This window comes from Geodermatophilus sp. SYSU D01180, assembly GCF_054050415.1.
This window is the reverse complement of record NZ_JBJGZH010000005.1, coordinates 110,224-128,738: the sequence shown is the minus strand read 5'-3', so window position 1 is coordinate 128,738 and position 18,515 is coordinate 110,224. Positions and strand designations below refer to the sequence as shown.

Sequence of the window (18,515 nt, the reverse complement as noted above, 5' to 3'; positions counted from 1 at the left end):
GCGCTCACCGCGCCAGCGAGACGATGCTGATCAGCCCCGGGAACAGGGCGAACAGGACGGTGACCGGCAAGACGAGAAAGACGACCGGCACCATCATGGCGATCTCCTTGCGGCCGCCGGCCTCCAGCAGCCGGCGCTTGCCGGCCTCCCGGACGTCGGCCGCCTGCGCGCGCAGGACCTCGGCCAGCGGGGTGCCGCGCTCGATCGCCACGAGCAGGCCGTCGACGAAGCGGGCCAGCGCGTCCACCGAGGTCCGGTCGGCCACCTGCTGCAGCGCCGCCGTCAGCGGGACGCCGGCCCGCGCCCGCCCGAGCGCGCCGCCGAGCTCGCGGGCCAGCTCGCCGCCCGAGAGCCGGGCGACCCGGGCGATCGCCGCGGCCGGCCCCTCCCCTGCCGTCACCGCCAGCGCGAGCAGCTCGGCGACGACCGGGAACTCGGCGAGCAGCAGGTCCTCGCGCCGGCGCACCTGCTGGGTCAGCCACCAGTCGCGGCCGAGCACCCCGCCGAGCAGTCCGGCCAGGCACAGCAGCGCCACCGACAACACGTTGACGCTGCCGGCCAGCAGCGCGCCGAGCGCCGCGAGCAGGGCTGCACCGAGCAGGCCGAGCCCGCCCCAGACGACCTGCTCGACGCGCAGGTCCTCCACCGTCTGGTCGCTGCCGAGCGCGTCGAGCCGGCGCCGGACGGCGGAGCGGCCGCCGAGCACGCGGTCGACGAACCGGGCGCCGTCGGTCACCACCGGGCCGAACACCCGGCGCGCGGCGGTGAGCAGGCCCGGCTCGGTCGCCGTCCCGAGCAGCCGCGACGGCGGCGGGGCGTCGTGCACGTAGGGCGCCAGCCGGTCGACCAGCCGCACCGAGCGGAACGGCGGCGCGAAGGTGACGACGAGCAGCACGCCGGCCGCGGCCACCGCGCCGAGGACCATGCCGAGGAGACTCACTGGAGCACCCGCACGTCCTGCGGCAGCCGCCCGATCCGCATCATCAGCCGGTAGGCCACGAGGCAGACCGCGCCCCCGCCGAGCATCAGCGCGGTGCCCAGCGGCGAGTCGTAGGCGGCCAGCGTCGTCGACTGGGTGGCCAGCAGAAGGAGCACCGCCCACGGCGCGGCGACGGCGAGCCGCGCGGCCTGCACGACCCAGCCCTGCCGGGTCTCCAGCTCGGCCCGGGCGCGGGCGTCCTCGCGGAGGAAGCCGGCCAGCGTGCGCAGCACCCGGCCGAGGTCGCTGCCGCCGACCTCCCGGGCCACCCGCAGCGTCTCGACGATCCGGTCGCCCACCGGGTCGGCGAGGTCGGCCTTGAGCCGGTCGAGGCTCTCGCCGAAGCGGCCGGTGGAGCGGTGGTCGGCGGCGTACCGGGCGAACGGCGGACGCAGCACCTCCGGGCCGCGGGTGGCCAGCGCCGCCAGCGACTCCGGCAGCGACAGCCCCGCACGGACCGCCGAGGCCAGGTTGTCGACCACCTCGGGCCACACCTCGCGCAGGTCGGCCCGGCGGCGGGCGGCCAGCCGGCGCACCTGCACGTGCGGCAGGGCGGCGGCGAACACGCCGAACGCGAGGCTGACCGTCACCGTGCCGGTGGTCAGCAGCACGACGACCAGCGCCAGCAGCCCGAGGCCCACCTGCAGCGCGGCCAGCTGCGCCGGGTTGATCCCGGTCAGGCCCGCCTCGGCCAGCAGCCGCGCCCGGCGGCCGGGCCGGCGCGGGACGGCAGGCCGCTGCGGCGCCCGGCGCCCGCTGCGCCAGACGAGCAGCAGCCCGACGCCGAGCAGCAGCCCGAGCAGCGCGCCGGTCAGCTCCACGCCGGCGTCCCGAGGAGCGCGGCCAGGTCGTACCCGGCGGCGGCGAAGCGCTCGGCGTGCGGCGGGAAGCCCTCGGCGCGGACCAGCCGCCCGTCGCGGGTGGTGAAGACGTCGGCCAGCTCGATCACGCCGTCCTCGGCGCGGCCGGGCACCGCCACGACCTCCCGCACCCGGCGCTGGCCGGAGGCCTCGGTGGCCACGTGCACGACCAGGTCGACGCTGGCGGCGACCGTCGGGACGACGAAGGCGTGCCCGATGTTGTCGCCGGCCAGCAGCGGCAGCGTGCACATCTTGACCACGGCCTCGCGGGCGCTGTTGGCGTGCAGCGTGCACATGCCGGGCAGTCCGGAGTTGAGCGCGATGAGCAGGTCCAGGCACTCCTCCTGCCGCACCTCGCCGACGACGATCCGCGAGGGCCGCATCCGCAGCGCCTCCTTGACCAGCCGGCGCAGCGGGATCTCCCCGGCGCCCTCGAGGTTGGGCTGGCGGGTCTGCATCGCCACGACGTCGGGCAGCGGGACGCGGAGCCGAAAGCTAGCCTTACTACACATGTAGAAGAGGTCAGGGGCACCCGCAGGGCTCGGCTCACGTTCGGACGCGTCGGTGCCGATGGCTCCTCGGCAGACCCGTTGCAAGATCGGGCAGCACCGAAGCTAGGAGCCCCTGTTGCGCCGAAGCGCGTTGTACACGTCCGCTGCTTGCCTGCTCGCCCTTATTTCTTGTGGCCCCGCAGAAGATGAGCCGGCACCCTCCCAGTCCGACGCGTCGGCTGCCTCAGGGCCAGCCCCTCTGAGTGCTGAAAGCTCTTACACAAGCCCGCGGGATGTTGTCGCTGTCCTGGCCGAGCTCGGCATCGACTGCGAGGTGACGACCATGACACCTGACCTCGCAGGGTGCGATGCCCAAGGCGGCCACCTAATTGCCTACGTCGAGCCGACGAGCGCCTCCGAGGCGCGCCTAGCGGGTCACCGTCGTAGCCCCGTGGGATGCGGGTCTGCGGCTATCCCGGGTGTCAGCGCCGCAGCCCGGTATTTGATCGGCGATGGGTGGATGTTGATGGACACGCAGGGGTCCCGGGCGATGGCGGCGGTCGAGTCAGCGGCCGACCAGCGAGCGGCTGACGTGTGCCCCTGACTGGGGCGAAAACGCTCAGCGCTGATGTATGCGGCCATGGGTGAAGGCGTAGGTCGGCCCGGGCTCAACGGAACTACACAGGTAGGCCGAGCTATATCGCCTAAGAGCGTGCCTGACTCGTCGGGTCCTTAGCCCGCGCTGTGCGCCCGCAGGTGTCGGCGTTTGATCTGGTGGGCGTGCCGCTCCGACTTCCCCTCCGCGATGTCCAAGATCGTCATCTCGCAAGCCCAGCACCAAACCCAGGCAAAGCCGGATTCGGGAAAGCTCTCTACGTGTACGAAGTCTCCGACTAGCCCTGTTGGTGGCAGCGATGCGGTCGACCCCCTCGCTAGCGCGAGACCCAGCACGACGACCAGGGCGATGACGACCCAAACCCACATGCGGTAGTCATCGGCTGGCAGCCAGCGCGGTAAAGCCATGTGTGGTCCGTGCGATCGCGGTTGCAGGAACTACGTGGCCAGAGTGCCGGCCGACCTTGGCCGTGGTCCTCCGGGGCTAGCCTGCCGAGTGACACACATGTTGGCACCCGGGAGGATGGGCCAGTTGGCACCGCGGCGGCCATCTAGGCGCGGGGGGCGACTCGATCCCACGGTGGTCCTGCCGATAGTCGACAGGTGAGCAACCGTGCGGCCGCCGCTGTCATCGCCGGCATTGTCCTAGTCATCGGCATCATCCTGGCCTTTGTTCCCATCTCGGTGAGCAGTGGCGAGGTGGGCTGCGGCAGCGCGCTGTCCTCGGATACCAGTACAGCTAGCGCCGCTGAGTTCGGGGACGCGATTGCTGACGCCTACCGCGGCGGGGACGGCAGCGACGACGGCGCCTACGTGGCGCTGTGCGACGACCGCGTATTCACTCAGCGGCTGCTGGCCTTCCCGGTTGTCATTGTGGGCGCCCTGGCACTGTTGTTCCTAGGGCTGACCACCCCGCACTACCAGGCTCAGGCGTCTTCGGTGAACGAACCTGACGCCGCCCCCGCCGACTGACCTAGTCCTGCTACTGGCGTCACCGCAGCATCCGCTCCACCAGGCCGGCCGGCTCCCCGGCGCCAGGGAGCGTCGTCGTCAGCTCGCTGCGCCTGGGGCGGGCGACGAACACCCGGCCCGGCTCGTTGACCCAGCTCTAGCCACGCGTGCGGACCACCCGCGTCCGTACGCACCCAACCTCCACCTCACCTGCGGGTTCAGTGTTGGGCACCATTGGCTAGCGCAGACCACTTTCGATGGTTCCGCGGACTAGGTGCGGACTGGTGACCTGTAGAACAAGAACGGCCCCGTCCGGTGCTCCAACACCGCCCGGGGCCATGATCTCCACCCTGACCAGGAGAACGAGGATCTACGTCAAGCGCTAGTAGCGATCGACTGGGGAGCGAGTGACAAGTTGCCAAGCTTTCGACAGATCTGCCACGACCTACGAACGACCTCAGATGTCTTGCGATTCGTTGAACAGCATTCATGCACAGACGCCGAGGCCCGAGTCAACGCGGCACTGAAAGTTCTTAAGCGATGGTATCGCACAGCTACCGCTGCACTCATCGTGAGCATGGTCGTACTGTTGGGCTCCTGCACCCTTGCCTCCCTCTTGGTAAAGGAAGTGGCGGAAGCCGACCGCTCCGCAAGTAACGCAGTTGCCATCACGGTCATCGCCTTCACATTCTTGGGCATGATAGTTGTTCTAAGCGCGTACGCTGCTTCAAGGTCTTTGACCCTTGCGGACAGAAGGGCTGCGCCCAGCGATATCCTCCTGACACTTTGCGTGCTCACAGGCGAGCTAGACACACGACACAGTGAGTGGTTCAAACTGGACTTCAGGCGGCGCGTCAGTGGTCGCCTTGAGTGGATCGCTCGATCCTTCGAACACCTTCCCGCTCAACATATGTATGCCGGCGACCCACTCGCCAGGAAGGCTAACCAGGAGTGGTCGGGCGGCGTTGCGGCGAGGTATCGAGGCATGAAGCAGCTTGGCCCCGCGGAGTTCGACAGATTGCTAGCGGAGGTCGCGTCCGACTACTCGCTCGTGCTGATCGACGCCTGGCACGAGATACCATGTTCCAAAGTTGCAACGCCACCTGAGGGCTCGACGAAGAAGAGCCGCATGGTCGCAATCCTCCTGGCAGCCATCTGCCTGCTTGGGGCGACGGGGCTCGCTGCAAGTGGAATCGGAACAGTGGCCTTACCAGCAACAGTCGTCCTCATTGTGGTCGGCATTGCCGCTCTTGCGCGAGCAGACCTGGCTGCTGACCTGTGGTCGGAAGTTAAACAGGGCGTCGAACTGGTCAAGTCTTTGCGCCCGTAGCCGCAGAGCTGGGCGGGCCGCTGAACGGCCGCCGCCGTGAACAAGGCCGCCCGCCACTCCTGGCGACAGTTGAGTCCAAGGCGATGAACACCATCAACTTGGCCGAGTGGGCCGACACGTTAGCTGTGCCACCCGGAACCTTCCATGAAGTGCGGAGGGGGATCGACAAGTTGACGGAGGCCGTAACTAAGCGACCGTAACGGCAGCTCTGCGCCTCAGGTGAGAGCCTCCGCCGGCCGCGCCCGCTCAAGCCGCACGCACGTAGGGTGCCGGGCCCATCCGTAGTCGTGGAGCTGCCGCCAAGCGACCGCGGCACGCCAGCCGAATCCGTCGTCGCAGAGCCGCATGCGGTCTGCTCGCCCGGCCACCATTGCCGGTCGTTGAGTGCGCGGACCTTGCGGGATGCGTCGAACTACTCCTGGCGAAGGCGTCCGGGAAGTGTAACCACCGATTGCCGCGCCAGGTTAATGAATCACACCCGGTCGTCCACGACTCCCACGCAGATTGGGAATGTCCTCCCCATAGACGTCAGTTACTTGCGTGTGAGCGTACAGGCAGGCCAATACCCATGCCGGGTCGCTGATGGTTCCGGTAATCGATTGTCGGCCAGGACCCAGGCTGATTGGCATCCCCTCCCAGGACTGCAATAGCCCAATCGCTCGCGGATCGCCGGCCACGACGCCACTATCGGTCCTTTTCGCGTTGATGTCGACTTGGAGCGCATAGGAGATGCCGTTAAGGTAGCCAAGGACTCTAAACATAGTTGATGACCTCTCTGGTCAGGTGGGGGGGCGCCCGTAGGAGTAGGACTAATGGGCGGCGCCATAAAGCGCCAAGCGGGTACATCAGGGCTAGTCCGCGAGACAAACCCTATGAGGCGGCAAACAGGTGGGAGTGGAGCCCAACTACGTTCGGGCAGGCTTGGGAGCTCGCGCGAGCGGAACGATCAGTCGGTCAGACTCGCACAGAAGCCTGCTTGCGCGACTAACGATGCTCGATTGTGTGGTCCTGCTCAAGGGGCCGCCTGTCACTTTCTCCAGCTTTGAGGTCGCGGTACGGGTCGGTATTGCCCCATCGCCGCCAGGCTCGCCCCGCCGCATCCCGATAGCTGACAACGCCTCCAATCGAGTACGGCCCATCCGTGAAGCGCACCAGTTCGTTACGAGGCGACTTGATCATCACGCCCGCTTCAAGGTGCTCCCCTGGCGCAAGCAGCGCCTTGGATCCGCCTGATATCATCTGGCGCCATTCGGGACCGTCGTCGAGCGGCGAGATCGTGACGTTCTCCAAAACGACCGCCAGGAACGGAAGCGTGCCTTGATTGGCCACTCGGATGCGGACTTCGTCGGCTTGCTCCCCCATTCGCCGCGGTAGAGTCTCGATGGTGAGCGTCCGCGCCTGGGCCGCCTCGCTGTCCCGGCGTTCAGCGTCTCGCTCCCGTTGCTCCACATCTCGGTGCCGCGCATCCCTGATGGCAAGGCCTAGAGCCAAGCCCACCGCCGCCATGGTCCCGATCGCCCCGAACCATGTCCCTACGGCGTTCCACACATCGACCGCATCCATGTAGCGAAGTGTAAGTAACTGACTACGTCGAGTCGTGGCTTGCCCTACAGTCAGCGCTCGTGCAAGCCGTGCTTGAAGAAGTCCTCCTGCTCCAGACCGAGTGGACTTCGGTCAACTCTGTCTCGATGCAGCGACGTGGGGTGCTCGTCCGGACTGAGGCGACAGCCTGGCTGCGTCCACGCCCCCACGCCCTTGCCGTGGCGATGCCACCCGACGCACGCGACCTCGCGGTGACCGGCCGGGACTCGACCGGTCTCAAATCGGAGGTGCCTTGGATTCGCATCCACTCGGCCACCCACTCGGCCACCCCCCCGGGAGGGCTGGTACCTCGTCTACCTCTTTAGCGCGCTTGGGGACCGTGTCTACCTGTCGCTCAACCAAGGCACCACCGTCTGGGCCAACGGGGAGTTCCACCCACAGCCGGCCGATTTACTCCGGACACGGGTTGAGTGGGCTAGGAACCTCCTCGCCGATCGGCTGGCGTCGTTCACCGGTGCGGTCTACGACATCCATCTCGACGCTCGTTCGTCGGACCTTGGACGCGGCTATGAGCGCGGCAACGTCATTGCGCTCGAATACCCCCTCAATGCCGTTCCGTCAGAGAGCCAGCTGGAGCAGGACCTCCAGCGGATGGCCGAGCTGCTCGGTCACGTCTATGCAGCCGATGTCGCCGCGCCCGGGGAGACGGCGCCCGAGGTCGCCGACGCCATCACCGCCGCCGAGGCGATGGCCGAACCACGGCGGCGACGCCAGGGACGGGGCTATCGCCTCAACGCCGCCGAGCGCCTGGTGATCGAGCAGCACGCAGTGCGGCTTGCGCGGGACTACCTCGAGGATAAGGCGCGAGGATTCGTCACCGAGGACGTCGGCTCGAAACGGTCCTACGACATCGACGCGCGGAAGGAAGGTGAATACCTGTTCGTCGAGGTCAAAGGCACCGTCTCGGCCGGCGAGGAGATCATCCTGACGAAGGCGGAAGTTGACCTCCATCGGAAACACTTCCCAAATACGGCCCTCATCGTCGTCCACAGCATCACGCTGGAGCGGGGCGACAAGCCCGTCGCTTCAGGTGGAATTCTCAATATCGTTTCACCCTGGCTGCCAGACGAGGCAGACCTGACCCCGATCGCCTATCGCTACGCGGTGACCCCGTAGATGGCTTGCCAGTCGAGGTCCCGGGCTGCGGAACGCAGGAGCGAAGGGTTGCGAGCATCAGAGATGGCCCCTCCAGCACGTAGTCATCCCGGACATCACTTACGGTTGAGCCGCTGACCTGTGGCTGCGGTGTCCACTAGCCCGCTGATCTGCACGTTCGACTGTCTGTGGTTGTTGACTCTTGTTGAGCCTGTACGAGTCTCTTGCGGACTCAGTGCGGACTAGCAACCGAGACGAGGACCCATGTACGACGACACGCAGTACGGGTTCACCCACGAGAGGTCAGGGCCGCTCTTGATCAAACGACGCACCAGGGTGCTGAACTGCTCGAGGCGCTCGACGCTGCCGGGTGCGCTTCGCGCCTGCTGCGGCAGGGCTACGACCAGATTCGACGGGCGGTTCAGCAGACCCCGCATCAAGCAGAACGGGGCCTGAGAACTGCATTCCTTCCGCCTGGGAGGGGGGCTCCGCGAGATCACGGGTCTACTCACTCAGTCTGGGAATAGTTAGCTTGCCGCCGGTCAGGAGTCCTGGTGGAAGAAGCAGACAACGTCCTTGATCTGGAATGCATCGGTCACATTCCTAAGCCTGATCCTATTGTTGGTGCCACTAGCCGAGCTGAGTCGACTGCCAGCGAATGCGATGACTTGCGTGGACCAGATATTCAGCTGTGACGGAGAGGGGGTGATGGTGCCAACGACGTCGTCATCATCGTTTATAGTTACCTGCGCGGTGCCAGACATGTTTCGGACGGCAAACATGAGGAGCGCACTGCTGATGCCTGTCTCGCTGGTGCCAGGGAGGCGTCCGCCTGTATCAAAGGGGCTTCCCAGCTGGAACTCGGCTCCGGGCGACACGACGGGGACGGACACAGCAGTGTCGCCGATGATCGTGGTGAAATCGGCCAGCATGACCATCTGAGTCTCCTTTCAGAAAAACATGTCCTGCGGAGGATATTTCTCGGGCTGTCACCGCAGCGTCACCGCAGCGTCACCGCCCCGGGCCTTCACGACCAGGGCGGGGCGGGTTCGTGGGCGTCGTTACCGCGACGCCGTCTCGGACAGACCCTCGAGGCATTCGCCGATCGCTTCGTGCAGCGCACGCAGCCTGTTGACGTCGCCGCGGTGACGGGTCCAGTCGCGGAACAGCGAGTCGATGTGCCTGGTACGCCGCTGGGCCTCCTGCACCACCGGTTCGTCTGCGCCGGCGTTGACGAGCTCCGCTCGCATCCGGCCACCAACACGGCTGCCGTCGCGACGTCGGAACTGCTCGAGGTATGCGGCGCCGCGGGGGCTGCGAACACTGACGGTGATGTACGGCCCGTCGGCGCGGACGACGGTGCCGGCGGTGTGCCGCGGCCGGCCGTTCTCGGCGCCAGCTTCGATAACGACCGCGTCGCCCGGTGACAGCGCGGCAAGCTGCTCATCGGTCAGCCGGTTCTCGATGCTCACGACCCTCGTGTCCTTCGACGGTGACTGCACCGAGGGCCGAGCTGGCGTTCTGCGCCGAGCGCGTCGGGAAGAGGCCGCGGCTGTTGTCGAGGATAGGCGTGCGAGAGCCGACTTGGGCGGCCCAGCGGGGTTACGTCACAGCGATATGCACAGCGTGGGGACGGGGCGTCACGGGCTCAGCTGTCGACCCCGAGCGGCCGCGGCGGACCACGCCCATGCCCCATGTCTAACGCGGTCTTGCCGGCACGGGGTACCCGATGGCCGGAGCGACAGCAGGTGCGCCGCGGCGTCCCGACCGCCCGCCGGGCTGAGGTCACGCCAGACTGACCAACGGTGACGACAGACCGCCGTGAACGAGTGAACGCGCCAGGGCCGGAAAGCCTCCCCGGCTGCCGGGTGAACCCTGGCGTAGTTCGGCTGGCTTCATGTCGGTCATGTCAGGGGAGGGGAAGGAACCATGGGTCACCGGAGAGCTGTGCTGGCCGTGACCGCCCTCGCGATCGGCGCGACCATGCAGATGTCAGGAGTGGCGTTGGCCGCTCCCCCGGAGGAGCTCCCGATCAGCCGTGGCACCTGCAACATCGGAGGGGTGCCCGGGCAAGCGGTGAACCACCCGGGCGCCGACGGCTGTGCCGGCAACGTTGGCGGCTTCATCGTTCCTCCCGGGGGCGAGTGTCTGGATATCAACCGGGGGCCGTTCGTGGTCGAGGAGGTCGGGTGCCCCTAGGGCATTCGTGATTCCAACTGGTCGCTGTCTGCGCCATCCGAGCCCGGTTGTGGTTACCGACCGGCGGGCCGCGGCGCATGGAGCAGGCGCACCTCCTCGGGCCGCACCGACGTGATGTGCCGGCCCCAGCCGTAGTCGTGCAACTGCCGCCAGGTGACCGCCGCGCGCCACCCGAATCCGTCGTCGCACAGCCGCCATGCGGTCTGCTCGCCCGGCCACCACTGCCCGTCGTTGAAGACGAGGACGTCGCGGGGCGGGTCGAACAGCTGCTGGTGGATGAGGCGCGGCGGTTGGAACACATGTTCGACATATCCGCCAAGTCGAGTGCGTCATGCGCGCGACCCGCCCGAGTGACGTGCCGTGATCAACCCGTGCTCGGCGGCGTGCGCTGCGCGACGCTTCCACGGTGACCTACCGGGCGACGACGGCGCTGCCCTACGACGACCGCGACCGGGCGACCGCCGGCCTCCGTGGTCAGTTGCGACTCATGGCCATTGCCGACGGCGCCTCCTCGGACTGGTCAACGATGGTCGTCACGGGGCCGGAAGAGGCAGTCGGCCGGCACGGCGTCGTGTGGTTCGAGTGGTCGGCGACCGTAAGAGGCGAGCGCGGCGCGACCTGACTCACCACTCTCCGTGAGATATTGCCTCCGCAGCGTTCCGATACGCCGCCGGACCGGGTCAACTAGGAGCCCCGACCGCACCGCACAGACCTAAGTGAGTACCGATGCGCATTCGCCTCCTCCCCACCGCCGTCGCCGTACTGGCCGCCCCGATGCTGCTCGCTGGCTGCGGCAGCAGTGGGTCCGTCGAGGAGTTCTGCGCCGTCTTTCAGCAGGTTGACGAGGCGGAGGACACGGAGGAAGGGCTGCCGCTCCTCGACGATCTTGAGGATGCCGCGCCGACGGATCGGCTGAAGGAGTCGGTTGGGGTGGCTCAGGAGTACTTCGAGCAGGCGGCGGAGGCCGACGAAAACGGTGAGCAGTTCGAGGAGACCGAGGAGAGCCGGGAGGCGCTGGAGTTCGTCCAGGCCTACGCCGACCAGAACTGCTCCCTCGACTGACCTGTTGAGGTCCCTCGACCGTACGAAGGCACATCCGCGCTGACGCTCCGGATTACGGACGAGCCCCCGCCATCTCCCTGACTGGCGGGGGTTCGTCGTGCTAGAGCCACCGGTCGGCACGGCGCGCTGTGATTCGAGTGGACCGCCACGGCTGCAGCGCAGGACGCGGGCTAGACGTGACTCAGCGACTCGAAGCCACTCCGCCCAGGGGTTGCCGATAGAGAACTCCGACGCCACGTATCAGTCGCAGTCGGCTCTGCCGACCGGAGGAGAACCATGTTCCGCCGCACCATCCCCGCCGTCCTCACCGGCGTGTCGCTGCTGCTCACCGGATGCAGCAGCGACGACACCGGCCAGGAGGCCACGGCGAGTAGCAGGCCCACGGCGAGCAGCCCGGAGCTGCCGCCGAAGAGCACCAGCGCCGCGCCCAGCTCCGCGGAGCCCACCGGGCCAGCGAGGAGCGCCCGCGGAAACATCATCAAGCAGTTCGGCGAGGAGGGAGGCTTCTCCGCTTCTGACGCTCCCGATGCACCTTCGGTGTTTACCTTCGCGGTGGACAGCATCACTGCGGACCCACAGTGCAGCAGCGAGTACGCCAGCGAGCCAGCCAACGGGCACTACATCGCGATCTCGTTGCGGGCATCCACCAGCGCCGAGTTCGACCCCAACGCGTATTTCACCATCAGCCAGTACGACTTCCAGGTCATCGGCCCTGACGGCGTCACGGTCAACGACGTCAGCGGTAACGCGTACAGCTGCCTTGCTTCCAACGAGCAATTCACCAGCGACCCCCTCGGTCCCGGGCAGCAGTACGCCGGCACGATCGTCATTGACGCGCCGGTCACCAACGGCACGCTCGCGTTCATTCCGGGCGCCTTGGGATCTCCGACCGGCTGGGAGTGGAGCTTCTAGGGCGCGGCGGCCGCGTCGCGCCGCGCTAGGCGGACGCCATCAGGGCAGGTGGCCGAGCGCCCTTCGCCGTTCGGCCACCTGTTGCTGCATCAACTCGACGAAGTCCAGCCCACCCGGCCAGCCGTACCGCTGACACCAGTCCAAGCGAGCGCGAGTCCACAGCGACTCAGCACGCTCCAGCCGCCACTGCCGCAGCGACGTGCGCACCGGACCGGGTGGCCGGCCAGGCAGCCGGTCACGGTAAAGCTCCGGGTTGTACTCGGAGTCGTCAATGAATGGCAGCCAGTCCGCAGGAGCGAACCTGAGGAGCCGATCCGGCGGCTGGACCTCCAGTTGCTTGCGACGGCGCCTCACCCGACACCGCCCACGCCGTACACGCCTCGCACGCCCATCCGCCGCTGCGGCCGACGCTGATCGCCCGACTCCTCCTCGCCGGCCGGCAGCCGCAACGCAGCCTGCAGCCGGGCCAACGTGATCCGCTGCTGCCGCGCCTCCACCAGCGCCGGATGCGCCCGCTCGCCCTGACTACTGCCCAGCAGCACGCCGTCCTTCGTAACCCGCTGCTCGAGCACGTCGAGGGTGTCGACCGTTCGCACCATCTCCCGGAGCAGCAGCAGTTCGTGCTCCTCCAGGTCGTACTCGTCGAGCACCGCGTGCCAGAGCTTCAAGCCGGCCGTGCCACAGCCCGCCGGCGGCTCAAGGGGCGTCATGGGTCCTCACTCAGGGCACTGAAGGCGGGATGGTTCCAGGGGGTGGAAGGAGAAGAGCTCCACTGGCGGGTCCCGAAAGGGTGCCGGGCGGAGGGGATATCCCCCGGGTGTCTCGCTCACCTGCCGAATCTGCGAGACGCAGGGCGTCAGCGACCAGCTTGGCTTCGTGCGGAGTTGCGCTGCGCCTCGTACATGTGGGCGGCCATCTGTCCGCTGTTGCCGAGCTGATGCCAGCGGGGGTCGCCGCTGTCACGCAGCTGCAGGGCGCGCTCGTAGCGGTCGTCGATGGAGAAGCCGTCGGCGAGGCGCCTAGCCCGGCATGTCTCCTTACGGACTGCCATGTCGGAGGGCTGACCCTTGGCATCGAGGGCGGCCCGTAGATGCGCGATGTTCGAGACTCGGCGATGGTCGGCGTCGTGCATCTTGGCTCTCCTGTTCCGTGGCAGGTCAGGCCAGCACCGTCTGGCTTGCGCTAGCGGCGTTGAGGACGCTGGGCGCGATGCCGGAGGGCTGGGCCAGCGAGTAGGGACTGAGCACTTCCCGGCCGGTGAGGCGCTCGATCTGGGCGAGCTCTTCCACGACCGGCGCCACGTGCGGACGGGCGTCGAGGAAGGAGCCGAGGACGGCATCCCACGCCTGCACCTGCTCCCGGAAGGCGGAGGCACGGCTCTGCTGCAGCGCGTGGTGGGCGATGGCGCGGGCCAGGGTGCTATCGGCGTTGCGCTCCGCCCGCTCGAGCAGTTCGGCCGCCTCGGCCGGGCTGGTAATGCGAGCGGCCCGGTCCTGCGCGTCGCGGGCGCTGATCGCCTGCGAGGCAGTGTCCCCGCCGGCCGAGTTGAGACCGAACAGCCGCCGCTCGAGGTCGCGCTCCCGGGCAGCCAGGCGCCGGTGCTCCTCCTCGCGCAACGCGTCCAGTTCCCGTCGGGTGGTGACCCAGGCGTCGGCCAGGCGTCGTTGGCGGGCGTGCTCGGTTAGGTCGCGGTCGTCGCGGAGACGGGCGGCGGTGTCGAAGTAGCGCTGCCGCGCTCGTTCGGCGCGTTCCCGCTCGGGGGTGATGTCGGCCATCTGCGGTCCTCTCATGCAGCCCGCTGCCGGCGGGCTGCCCGGTGGTGTTCAAGCGCCTCCCGGCTGATCCGCCACCGGCCGTCGACCCGCTGGGCGTCGAGCCGTCCGTCGCTGCACGCGGTGCGCACAGCCCGGTCGGTGAGCCCGAGTGCGTCAGCGGCCTGTGTAGTGCTCAGCCACGCAGACAGTGGCTTGGTTTCCGGCACGTTCCGCGGACTCGTGCCGTGCACGGAAGCGCGCCAGTTGAGAGCCGCGACCCGCAGTGCGACGAGGACGTTGTCGACCTCCGAGTCGATCCCGCGGCTGGCCTTGCGAGCGGTGTCGAGCTCGAGGTGGCGGTGCAGCCACTCTGCGACCCTGGCCGGGACGATCACGATTCCGGCGTTGTCCAGGCCGTGGACGTAGTGCTCGGGTGCCCGCATGACAGAGCTGCTCACCGGCTGGATCCATGTCGGCGCAGGAAGGCGTCGAAGTCCTTGTCGGCCTGGTCGCGCCAGGGGGTGCGGTTCTTGGGCTTGCGGTGGGTGCGGTCCGGTCGGCAGCGGGAGCAGCGGCTATCGCGGCTTCTGGGCGGCAGTTCGCGCAGGTACTCGCGGCAGTGGTTGGTCACGCGACTCGCCCCGTCGAGTCAGAAGACGAGCGCTTAGGCGGAGTTGGCAACCAGCTCGCCCCAACTGCTGCTTGTGACGTCTCGTCGTGGTCGTCGGGACCGCGGCTGCCGTCCGGCGCCGGGCCTGTAGAGCGGTTCTGTGAGTAACGCGCGCGCGTATTGGTCCCTTGTTTCCTGGGACCAGAAGTGACCAGGTCCCGCACGTCCTGGTCCCCTGTTTCTGGTCCCCTGTTCCCCGGAACCAGGACGTCGACGGGAGGCACCTTCACGCGCTTCGACTGGGGCGCGTGTGCTCTCTCGGCGGGCGGGATCATGGCGTCGTACTGGGTGACGCGGGCGTTGATGCCGGTTCCTGGGACTTGGCTGAGGAAGAACGCGTCGCGTGCTTCCTTGATGCGGTCGCCGACCCGCTTGGGGTTGGCCATCTGCAGGTCCTTGGCGATGTCGGCGTGCTTGCGCTTGATGCGCCCGCGGTCATCCATGTGCCGGCTCATGGCGAGACATACGACCTTGGTGGTGGGACTCAGTTCGTTGGTCCACAGCACGGCGTCGATCCAGCGTTCGCGGTAGCCGTCGCGGTTGCCCTTCACCACTCCACCGCCATGACCTCGACGACGCGCTTGTCGCGGTGCTCGAGCAGTGCCAGCAGGTCCCCGACACGGTCGACAGGGCACATGAGGACCCGTCTGCGGTCGGGGTGCCAGTCGCGGGCGTGCGGGATGCCGAGCTCGTCGAGCATCCGTGCGAGGCCCTTGCCGTACAGCCAGGCGGAATTGCGTCGCCCAATCTCGACGCGGACGGCGCCGCGGTCTTTGACGGACTCGAACCGGGTGGGCGTCCAGATCACTGGGCCACACCGCCCTCGAAATCCCACAGGGGCACGGCACCGCCGGGGAAGTCATCTGGCCGAGGACGCCGGGCGTCGGCGATGCGCCGGGCGGTGCTGCCGGCGACGGGGATAACTTCGGCGTTGTAGTGCCGGGTCCGCCATGCCTCGGCCGCCAACACCGTGGCCGCAACCTTGACGCGGCTGTCATCGGGCAGCGCTGCCCAAGCAGGACTGCCGTACTCGGGTGCATTTGGGCCGCCGGCGTCGATCAGGGCACGCGCCCAAGAGAGCGGCAGCGGGCGAACGACCGCGATACGCTCAAGGTCGAGACCCAGCTTGGTGGCGGTGTTCTCGTGAGGGCCGGTCCTGGCAGGGGCTGGCCCTCGTCCTGTCCGGCTCATGCCGCGGCGCCTCCGCGCAGGAGGGTGGCGAGCCGGTCGCGTTGCTGCTCGGTCAGACGTGGCGCATCGGCGACCAGCTTCCGGATGTACTCCTCAGCCCGAGCCACTCGAAGCGCCTGGCGGGCCTGCTCTAGGGCCTGATGGTCGTCTGGGTGGTGTCGAGCAGTAGCGGCAACAACGGCCCGCTCCTTCGAGCCAGGGACACGCCGGGTCAGGGGCTGTTTCATGCAAGGGCCTCCGCGTGCAACGCGTGTAAAGGCCCCGCGGCATGAACGGCCCTCTAGCGGGAGACCGGCACTGGACGCCGCAGCGTCCGGCTATTGCTTAATAATCTAGCAGACGCTGCGTAGTCACATCCCAACGGAGCGTCACCCCCTTGGGTATCCTGTCCAAGAGGTCCTCCATCAGCGCATAGTCGAGACCACTGCTGGCCGTGGGCGACCCGTCGCATCTGCTGCACTCTCGGAGCGGCAGACGACGTACCCCGTCGACATCGACGACCGCTCCAGGCGTCGGGCCAAGGCCCTGCAGGTACGCATCGAGGTCGATGCGACCGGAATCCCGCATGACGTACTCCCCAAGCAGGTTTGGCCCATGCCGTCGACCACTGGCGCCGGTGCAAAAGACCTTGACGCGCCGCACGGCTAGATCCTCCTGCCGCCTGGCGAACGGCAGAGCCTTGCGGCGCCTACTCACGACATCCTCCACCCGACCTGCACGGTCTCCGGCCGGAACATTCTTGCCCCCTGGCCAGGCGACAGCAGGGTTACGGTCATCAGCGCGTCGATGACGGCGCGCTTGCGGTCGAGGTCCATGCGCTCCCATGCGGCCTGTACGTCATCAGCAGCCACCAAATCCCCAAGTACCGGGACGCCGCCTGCAGCGGCCAGTTCTTGCTCGATGACGGCCAACCGCGTCTTGGCACGGTCGGTGCCACGGGAAAGCTGCTGCGAGGTGACGACGCCGTCGGCGAATAGGTCGGCGAGCTCGATCATCCGAGCCCGCAACGCCATCGACTCCTCGCGAAGCGCGCCGACATCGACGGGACTGCCGGCGGAGAGCAACTCGAGCGCATCCGGCGCAGACAGTCGCGCCACCGTCAAGGCCGTGACGAAGGCGTCAATTGGTTGCGCTGCCCGGGACAGGTGGCCGCGCGTGTGGCCGCACCTGTAAGTCCGCTGGCCATGCTGGGTACGGCCAGTGATGACTCGAGCCCCGCAATAGCAGTACGCGAGACCCGCGAGCAGGTAGCGGCGGGCGGTCGTCGGCGTTGTGCGCCGCGTCGGGTCGTCGAGCAGTGCGGCGGCGGCCCGGTAGGTCTCCTCGGGGACGATGGGCGGCCAGTTGCCCCGTCCCAACTCGACCTTCCGATGAATAGCCAGGGCAGCATTGCGTGGGTTACGCAGCGTGTACCTGACGGCGTCCGGCCGCCAACGGCCACCACGCGCCGTTACGAAGCCCACCGTGTTCCACAGTGCGGCGATACTGCGCAGGCTCGATCCAGCAAGCAGGAGCCGGTAGCCCTCGCGGATCAGTTCCGCTTCGTCCTCGCGCAGCGCCATGCCGTCCGGCTCATAGCCGACGGCGCGTAGGCCGCCGGCGCGTGGGCGGCCCATGCTGGCGCGCTGCTCATTAGCGCGGCGCTGTCGGGCGCTCTTGCGTTCCACCTCGGCTCGCCCGACGGCGCCTTTGATGCGCGCGAACAGCCGGCCGTTGTCGGTGGACAGGTCCGCATCACCGCCGATCGTGGCGAGCGCGAGGCCGCATCGGTCGGCAAGGTTTATGAAGTGCTCGAGTTCGATGGGCTGGCGGTGCAACCGGTCGAGGTCCCACGCGACAACAGCCTGCACCTTGCCCGCGGCAACGTCGGCCAGCATTCGCGTGTAGGCAGGTCGGCTTCCCTTGGACGCGCTGACGTCGTTGTCGACGTACTCGACGGCGTCCCAGCCGCGCTCAGCACACAACTTGAGGCAGTCATCGCGCTGCCGGGCGATACCTAAGCCGGACCCGTCGCGGTCCATGGACTGTCGGAGGTACACGGCTGCCCGCACATGTGCAACGGTAGTGCCACCGTGAGCTCGAACACCTCCTCGCAGGTGATCACCCGCTCCCGCGCCGGGATCGCCGCGCACAGGCAGTTGAGCAAGGTGGTCTTGCCGGCCTGCGTGCCGCCGGACACCAGCACGTTCAGGCCCGCGGCGACGGCGGCCTCGAGGAACCGCGCGGCCTGCGCCGTCAGCGTCCCGGTGGCGACCAGCTCGTCGAGGCCGTGCGCGCGCAGCACGAACTTGCGGATGTTGACCGCCATGTGCCGCCGGGTGATGTCCGGGATGACCACGTGCAGCCGCGACCCGTCGGGCAGCATCGCGTCGACGAACGGCTGGCTCATGTCGATCCGCCGTCCCGAGCTGCGCAGCATCCGCTCGACCAGGTCGGCCAGCTCGCCGGCGCCGAGGATCGTCGTCGTCAGCTCGCTGCGGCCGCGCCGGGCCACGAACACCCGGCCCGGCTCGTTGACCCAGATCTCCTCCACCTCGGGGTCGTCCAGGTGCCGCTGCAGCGGCCCGAACCCGGCCACCCGGTCGAGGACGTCGCGCACCACGGACTCGGGGTCGCCGATCGGCGGCAGCGCCGAGGTCAGTGACCGCTCGGAGTAGTCGGCGACGACGTCCCGCACCAGCACGCGCACCGGCGCGGGGTCGCTGAACGGGTCCAGCCCGCGGCGCCGGATGAGCTCGCGCACCTCGCCGTCGACGACGTCCAGGGCGCTCGTCGCAGTCGGCACCGCACCCCCGTCACATCCC

The 18,515-nt window shown here is 68.2% G+C and carries 22 protein-coding genes and 1 pseudogene; 7 read left to right on the top strand and 16 right to left on the bottom strand.

Annotated elements, in window-relative coordinates; genetic code table 11:
• Nucleotides 1-4: 4 nt before the first annotated feature.
• The 3 genes from ACI8AA_RS06975 to ACI8AA_RS06965 are packed head-to-tail and all read right to left on the bottom strand — an operon-like array spanning nt 5 to nt 2,351.
• The gene (locus ACI8AA_RS06975) at nt 5-940 is read right to left on the bottom strand and encodes a type II secretion system F family protein (protein ID WP_457043768.1); all 936 of its coding nucleotides are present in this window, start codon (nt 938-940) and stop codon (nt 5-7) included.
• Complete coding sequence (locus ACI8AA_RS06970; RefSeq protein ID WP_457043767.1) at nt 937-1,800, bottom strand: type II secretion system F family protein; 864 nt, start codon at nt 1,798-1,800, stop codon at nt 937-939. Before ACI8AA_RS06970 ends, ACI8AA_RS06975 begins: the two co-directional genes overlap by 4 nt.
• Nucleotides 1,791-2,351, bottom strand: a complete 561-nt coding sequence (locus tag ACI8AA_RS06965; protein ID WP_457043766.1) for an ATPase, T2SS/T4P/T4SS family — start codon at nt 2,349-2,351, stop codon at nt 1,791-1,793. The genes ACI8AA_RS06970 and ACI8AA_RS06965 overlap by 10 nt, the downstream gene beginning before the upstream one ends.
• Before the next feature lie 1,197 nt (nt 2,352-3,548).
• On the opposite strand from ACI8AA_RS06965, the gene ACI8AA_RS06960 reads away from it, so the two are divergent.
• Together ACI8AA_RS06960 and ACI8AA_RS06955 are read left to right on the top strand one after the other, a co-directional pair.
• A complete protein-coding gene (locus tag ACI8AA_RS06960) occupies nt 3,549-3,917 on the top strand; it encodes a hypothetical protein (RefSeq protein ID WP_457043765.1) in 369 nt (122 codons plus the stop codon).
• Between the two features lie 550 nt (nt 3,918-4,467).
• Complete coding sequence (locus ACI8AA_RS06955; RefSeq protein WP_457043764.1) at nt 4,468-5,226, top strand: hypothetical protein; 759 nt, start codon at nt 4,468-4,470, stop codon at nt 5,224-5,226.
• Nucleotides 5,227-6,210: 984 nt separating this feature from the next.
• Here ACI8AA_RS06955 and ACI8AA_RS06950 read toward each other — a convergent pair.
• Nucleotides 6,211-6,789 (bottom strand): hypothetical protein, encoded by a 579-nt coding sequence (locus ACI8AA_RS06950; protein WP_457043763.1) that lies wholly within the window; start codon nt 6,787-6,789, stop codon nt 6,211-6,213.
• Nucleotides 6,790-7,113: 324 nt separating this feature from the next.
• On the opposite strand from ACI8AA_RS06950, the pseudogene ACI8AA_RS06945 reads away from it, so the two are divergent.
• Nucleotides 7,114-7,422, top strand: a pseudogene (locus ACI8AA_RS06945) (MrcB family domain-containing protein); the annotation flags it as partial.
• A complete protein-coding gene (locus ACI8AA_RS06940; protein WP_457043762.1) occupies nt 7,420-7,944 on the top strand; it encodes a protein NO VEIN domain-containing protein in 525 nt (174 codons plus the stop codon). The pseudogene ACI8AA_RS06945 and the gene ACI8AA_RS06940, both read left to right, overlap by 3 nt.
• Before the next feature lie 521 nt (nt 7,945-8,465).
• On the opposite strand, the gene ACI8AA_RS06935 is transcribed toward ACI8AA_RS06940, so the two are convergent.
• The 3 genes from ACI8AA_RS06935 to ACI8AA_RS06925 all read right to left on the bottom strand — a co-directional run bounded on the left by ACI8AA_RS06935 (nt 8,466) and on the right by ACI8AA_RS06925 (nt 10,421).
• Complete coding sequence (locus tag ACI8AA_RS06935) at nt 8,466-8,861, bottom strand: hypothetical protein (RefSeq protein ID WP_457043761.1); 396 nt, start codon at nt 8,859-8,861, stop codon at nt 8,466-8,468.
• 123 nt (nt 8,862-8,984) lie between these two features.
• Complete coding sequence (locus ACI8AA_RS06930) at nt 8,985-9,395, bottom strand: hypothetical protein (RefSeq protein ID WP_457043760.1); 411 nt, start codon at nt 9,393-9,395, stop codon at nt 8,985-8,987.
• 780 nt (nt 9,396-10,175) lie between these two features.
• Nucleotides 10,176-10,421 carry a hypothetical protein gene (locus tag ACI8AA_RS06925; protein ID WP_457043759.1) on the bottom strand — a complete coding sequence of 82 codons (246 nt, stop codon included), beginning with the start codon at nt 10,419-10,421 and terminating at the stop codon, nt 10,176-10,178.
• A gap of 107 nt (nt 10,422-10,528) precedes the next feature.
• On the opposite strand from ACI8AA_RS06925, the gene ACI8AA_RS06920 reads away from it, so the two are divergent.
• The 3 genes from ACI8AA_RS06920 to ACI8AA_RS06910 all read left to right on the top strand — a co-directional run bounded on the left by ACI8AA_RS06920 (nt 10,529) and on the right by ACI8AA_RS06910 (nt 12,096).
• Nucleotides 10,529-10,744, top strand: a complete 216-nt coding sequence (locus tag ACI8AA_RS06920) for a hypothetical protein (RefSeq protein WP_457043758.1) — start codon at nt 10,529-10,531, stop codon at nt 10,742-10,744.
• A gap of 104 nt (nt 10,745-10,848) precedes the next feature.
• Complete coding sequence (locus tag ACI8AA_RS06915) at nt 10,849-11,184, top strand: hypothetical protein (RefSeq protein WP_457043757.1); 336 nt, start codon at nt 10,849-10,851, stop codon at nt 11,182-11,184.
• 276 nt (nt 11,185-11,460) lie between these two features.
• Nucleotides 11,461-12,096 (top strand): hypothetical protein, encoded by a 636-nt coding sequence (locus tag ACI8AA_RS06910; protein ID WP_457043756.1) that lies wholly within the window; start codon nt 11,461-11,463, stop codon nt 12,094-12,096.
• Nucleotides 12,097-12,446: 350 nt separating this feature from the next.
• On the opposite strand, the gene ACI8AA_RS06905 is transcribed toward ACI8AA_RS06910, so the two are convergent.
• From ACI8AA_RS06905 to ACI8AA_RS06865, 9 genes are all read right to left on the bottom strand, one after another.
• Entirely contained in the window at nt 12,447-12,806 is a 360-nt protein-coding gene (locus ACI8AA_RS06905; protein ID WP_457043755.1) for a hypothetical protein, read from the bottom strand.
• Nucleotides 12,807-12,952: 146 nt separating this feature from the next.
• A complete protein-coding gene (locus tag ACI8AA_RS06900; RefSeq protein WP_457043754.1) occupies nt 12,953-13,228 on the bottom strand; it encodes a hypothetical protein in 276 nt (91 codons plus the stop codon).
• A 25-nt stretch (nt 13,229-13,253) separates the two neighbouring features.
• Entirely contained in the window at nt 13,254-13,871 is a 618-nt protein-coding gene (locus tag ACI8AA_RS06895) for a hypothetical protein (protein ID WP_457043753.1), read from the bottom strand.
• Nucleotides 13,872-13,882: 11 nt separating this feature from the next.
• The gene (locus tag ACI8AA_RS06890) at nt 13,883-14,308 is read right to left on the bottom strand and encodes a helix-turn-helix domain-containing protein (protein WP_457043752.1); all 426 of its coding nucleotides are present in this window, start codon (nt 14,306-14,308) and stop codon (nt 13,883-13,885) included.
• The gene (locus ACI8AA_RS06885) at nt 14,305-14,481 is read right to left on the bottom strand and encodes a hypothetical protein (protein WP_457043751.1); all 177 of its coding nucleotides are present in this window, start codon (nt 14,479-14,481) and stop codon (nt 14,305-14,307) included. Before ACI8AA_RS06885 ends, ACI8AA_RS06890 begins: the two co-directional genes overlap by 4 nt.
• Nucleotides 14,478-15,071, bottom strand: a complete 594-nt coding sequence (locus tag ACI8AA_RS06880; protein ID WP_457043750.1) for a hypothetical protein — start codon at nt 15,069-15,071, stop codon at nt 14,478-14,480. Before ACI8AA_RS06880 ends, ACI8AA_RS06885 begins: the two co-directional genes overlap by 4 nt.
• Entirely contained in the window at nt 15,068-15,328 is a 261-nt protein-coding gene (locus tag ACI8AA_RS06875) for a hypothetical protein (RefSeq protein ID WP_457043749.1), read from the bottom strand. The genes ACI8AA_RS06880 and ACI8AA_RS06875 overlap by 4 nt, the downstream gene beginning before the upstream one ends.
• A gap of 1,075 nt (nt 15,329-16,403) precedes the next feature.
• Nucleotides 16,404-17,732 (bottom strand): recombinase family protein, encoded by a 1,329-nt coding sequence (locus ACI8AA_RS06870; RefSeq protein WP_457043748.1) that lies wholly within the window; start codon nt 17,730-17,732, stop codon nt 16,404-16,406.
• Nucleotides 17,708-18,496, bottom strand: a complete 789-nt coding sequence (locus tag ACI8AA_RS06865) for a CpaF family protein (protein ID WP_457043747.1) — start codon at nt 18,494-18,496, stop codon at nt 17,708-17,710. Before ACI8AA_RS06865 ends, ACI8AA_RS06870 begins: the two co-directional genes overlap by 25 nt.
• Between the last annotated feature and the right edge of the window lie 19 nt (nt 18,497-18,515).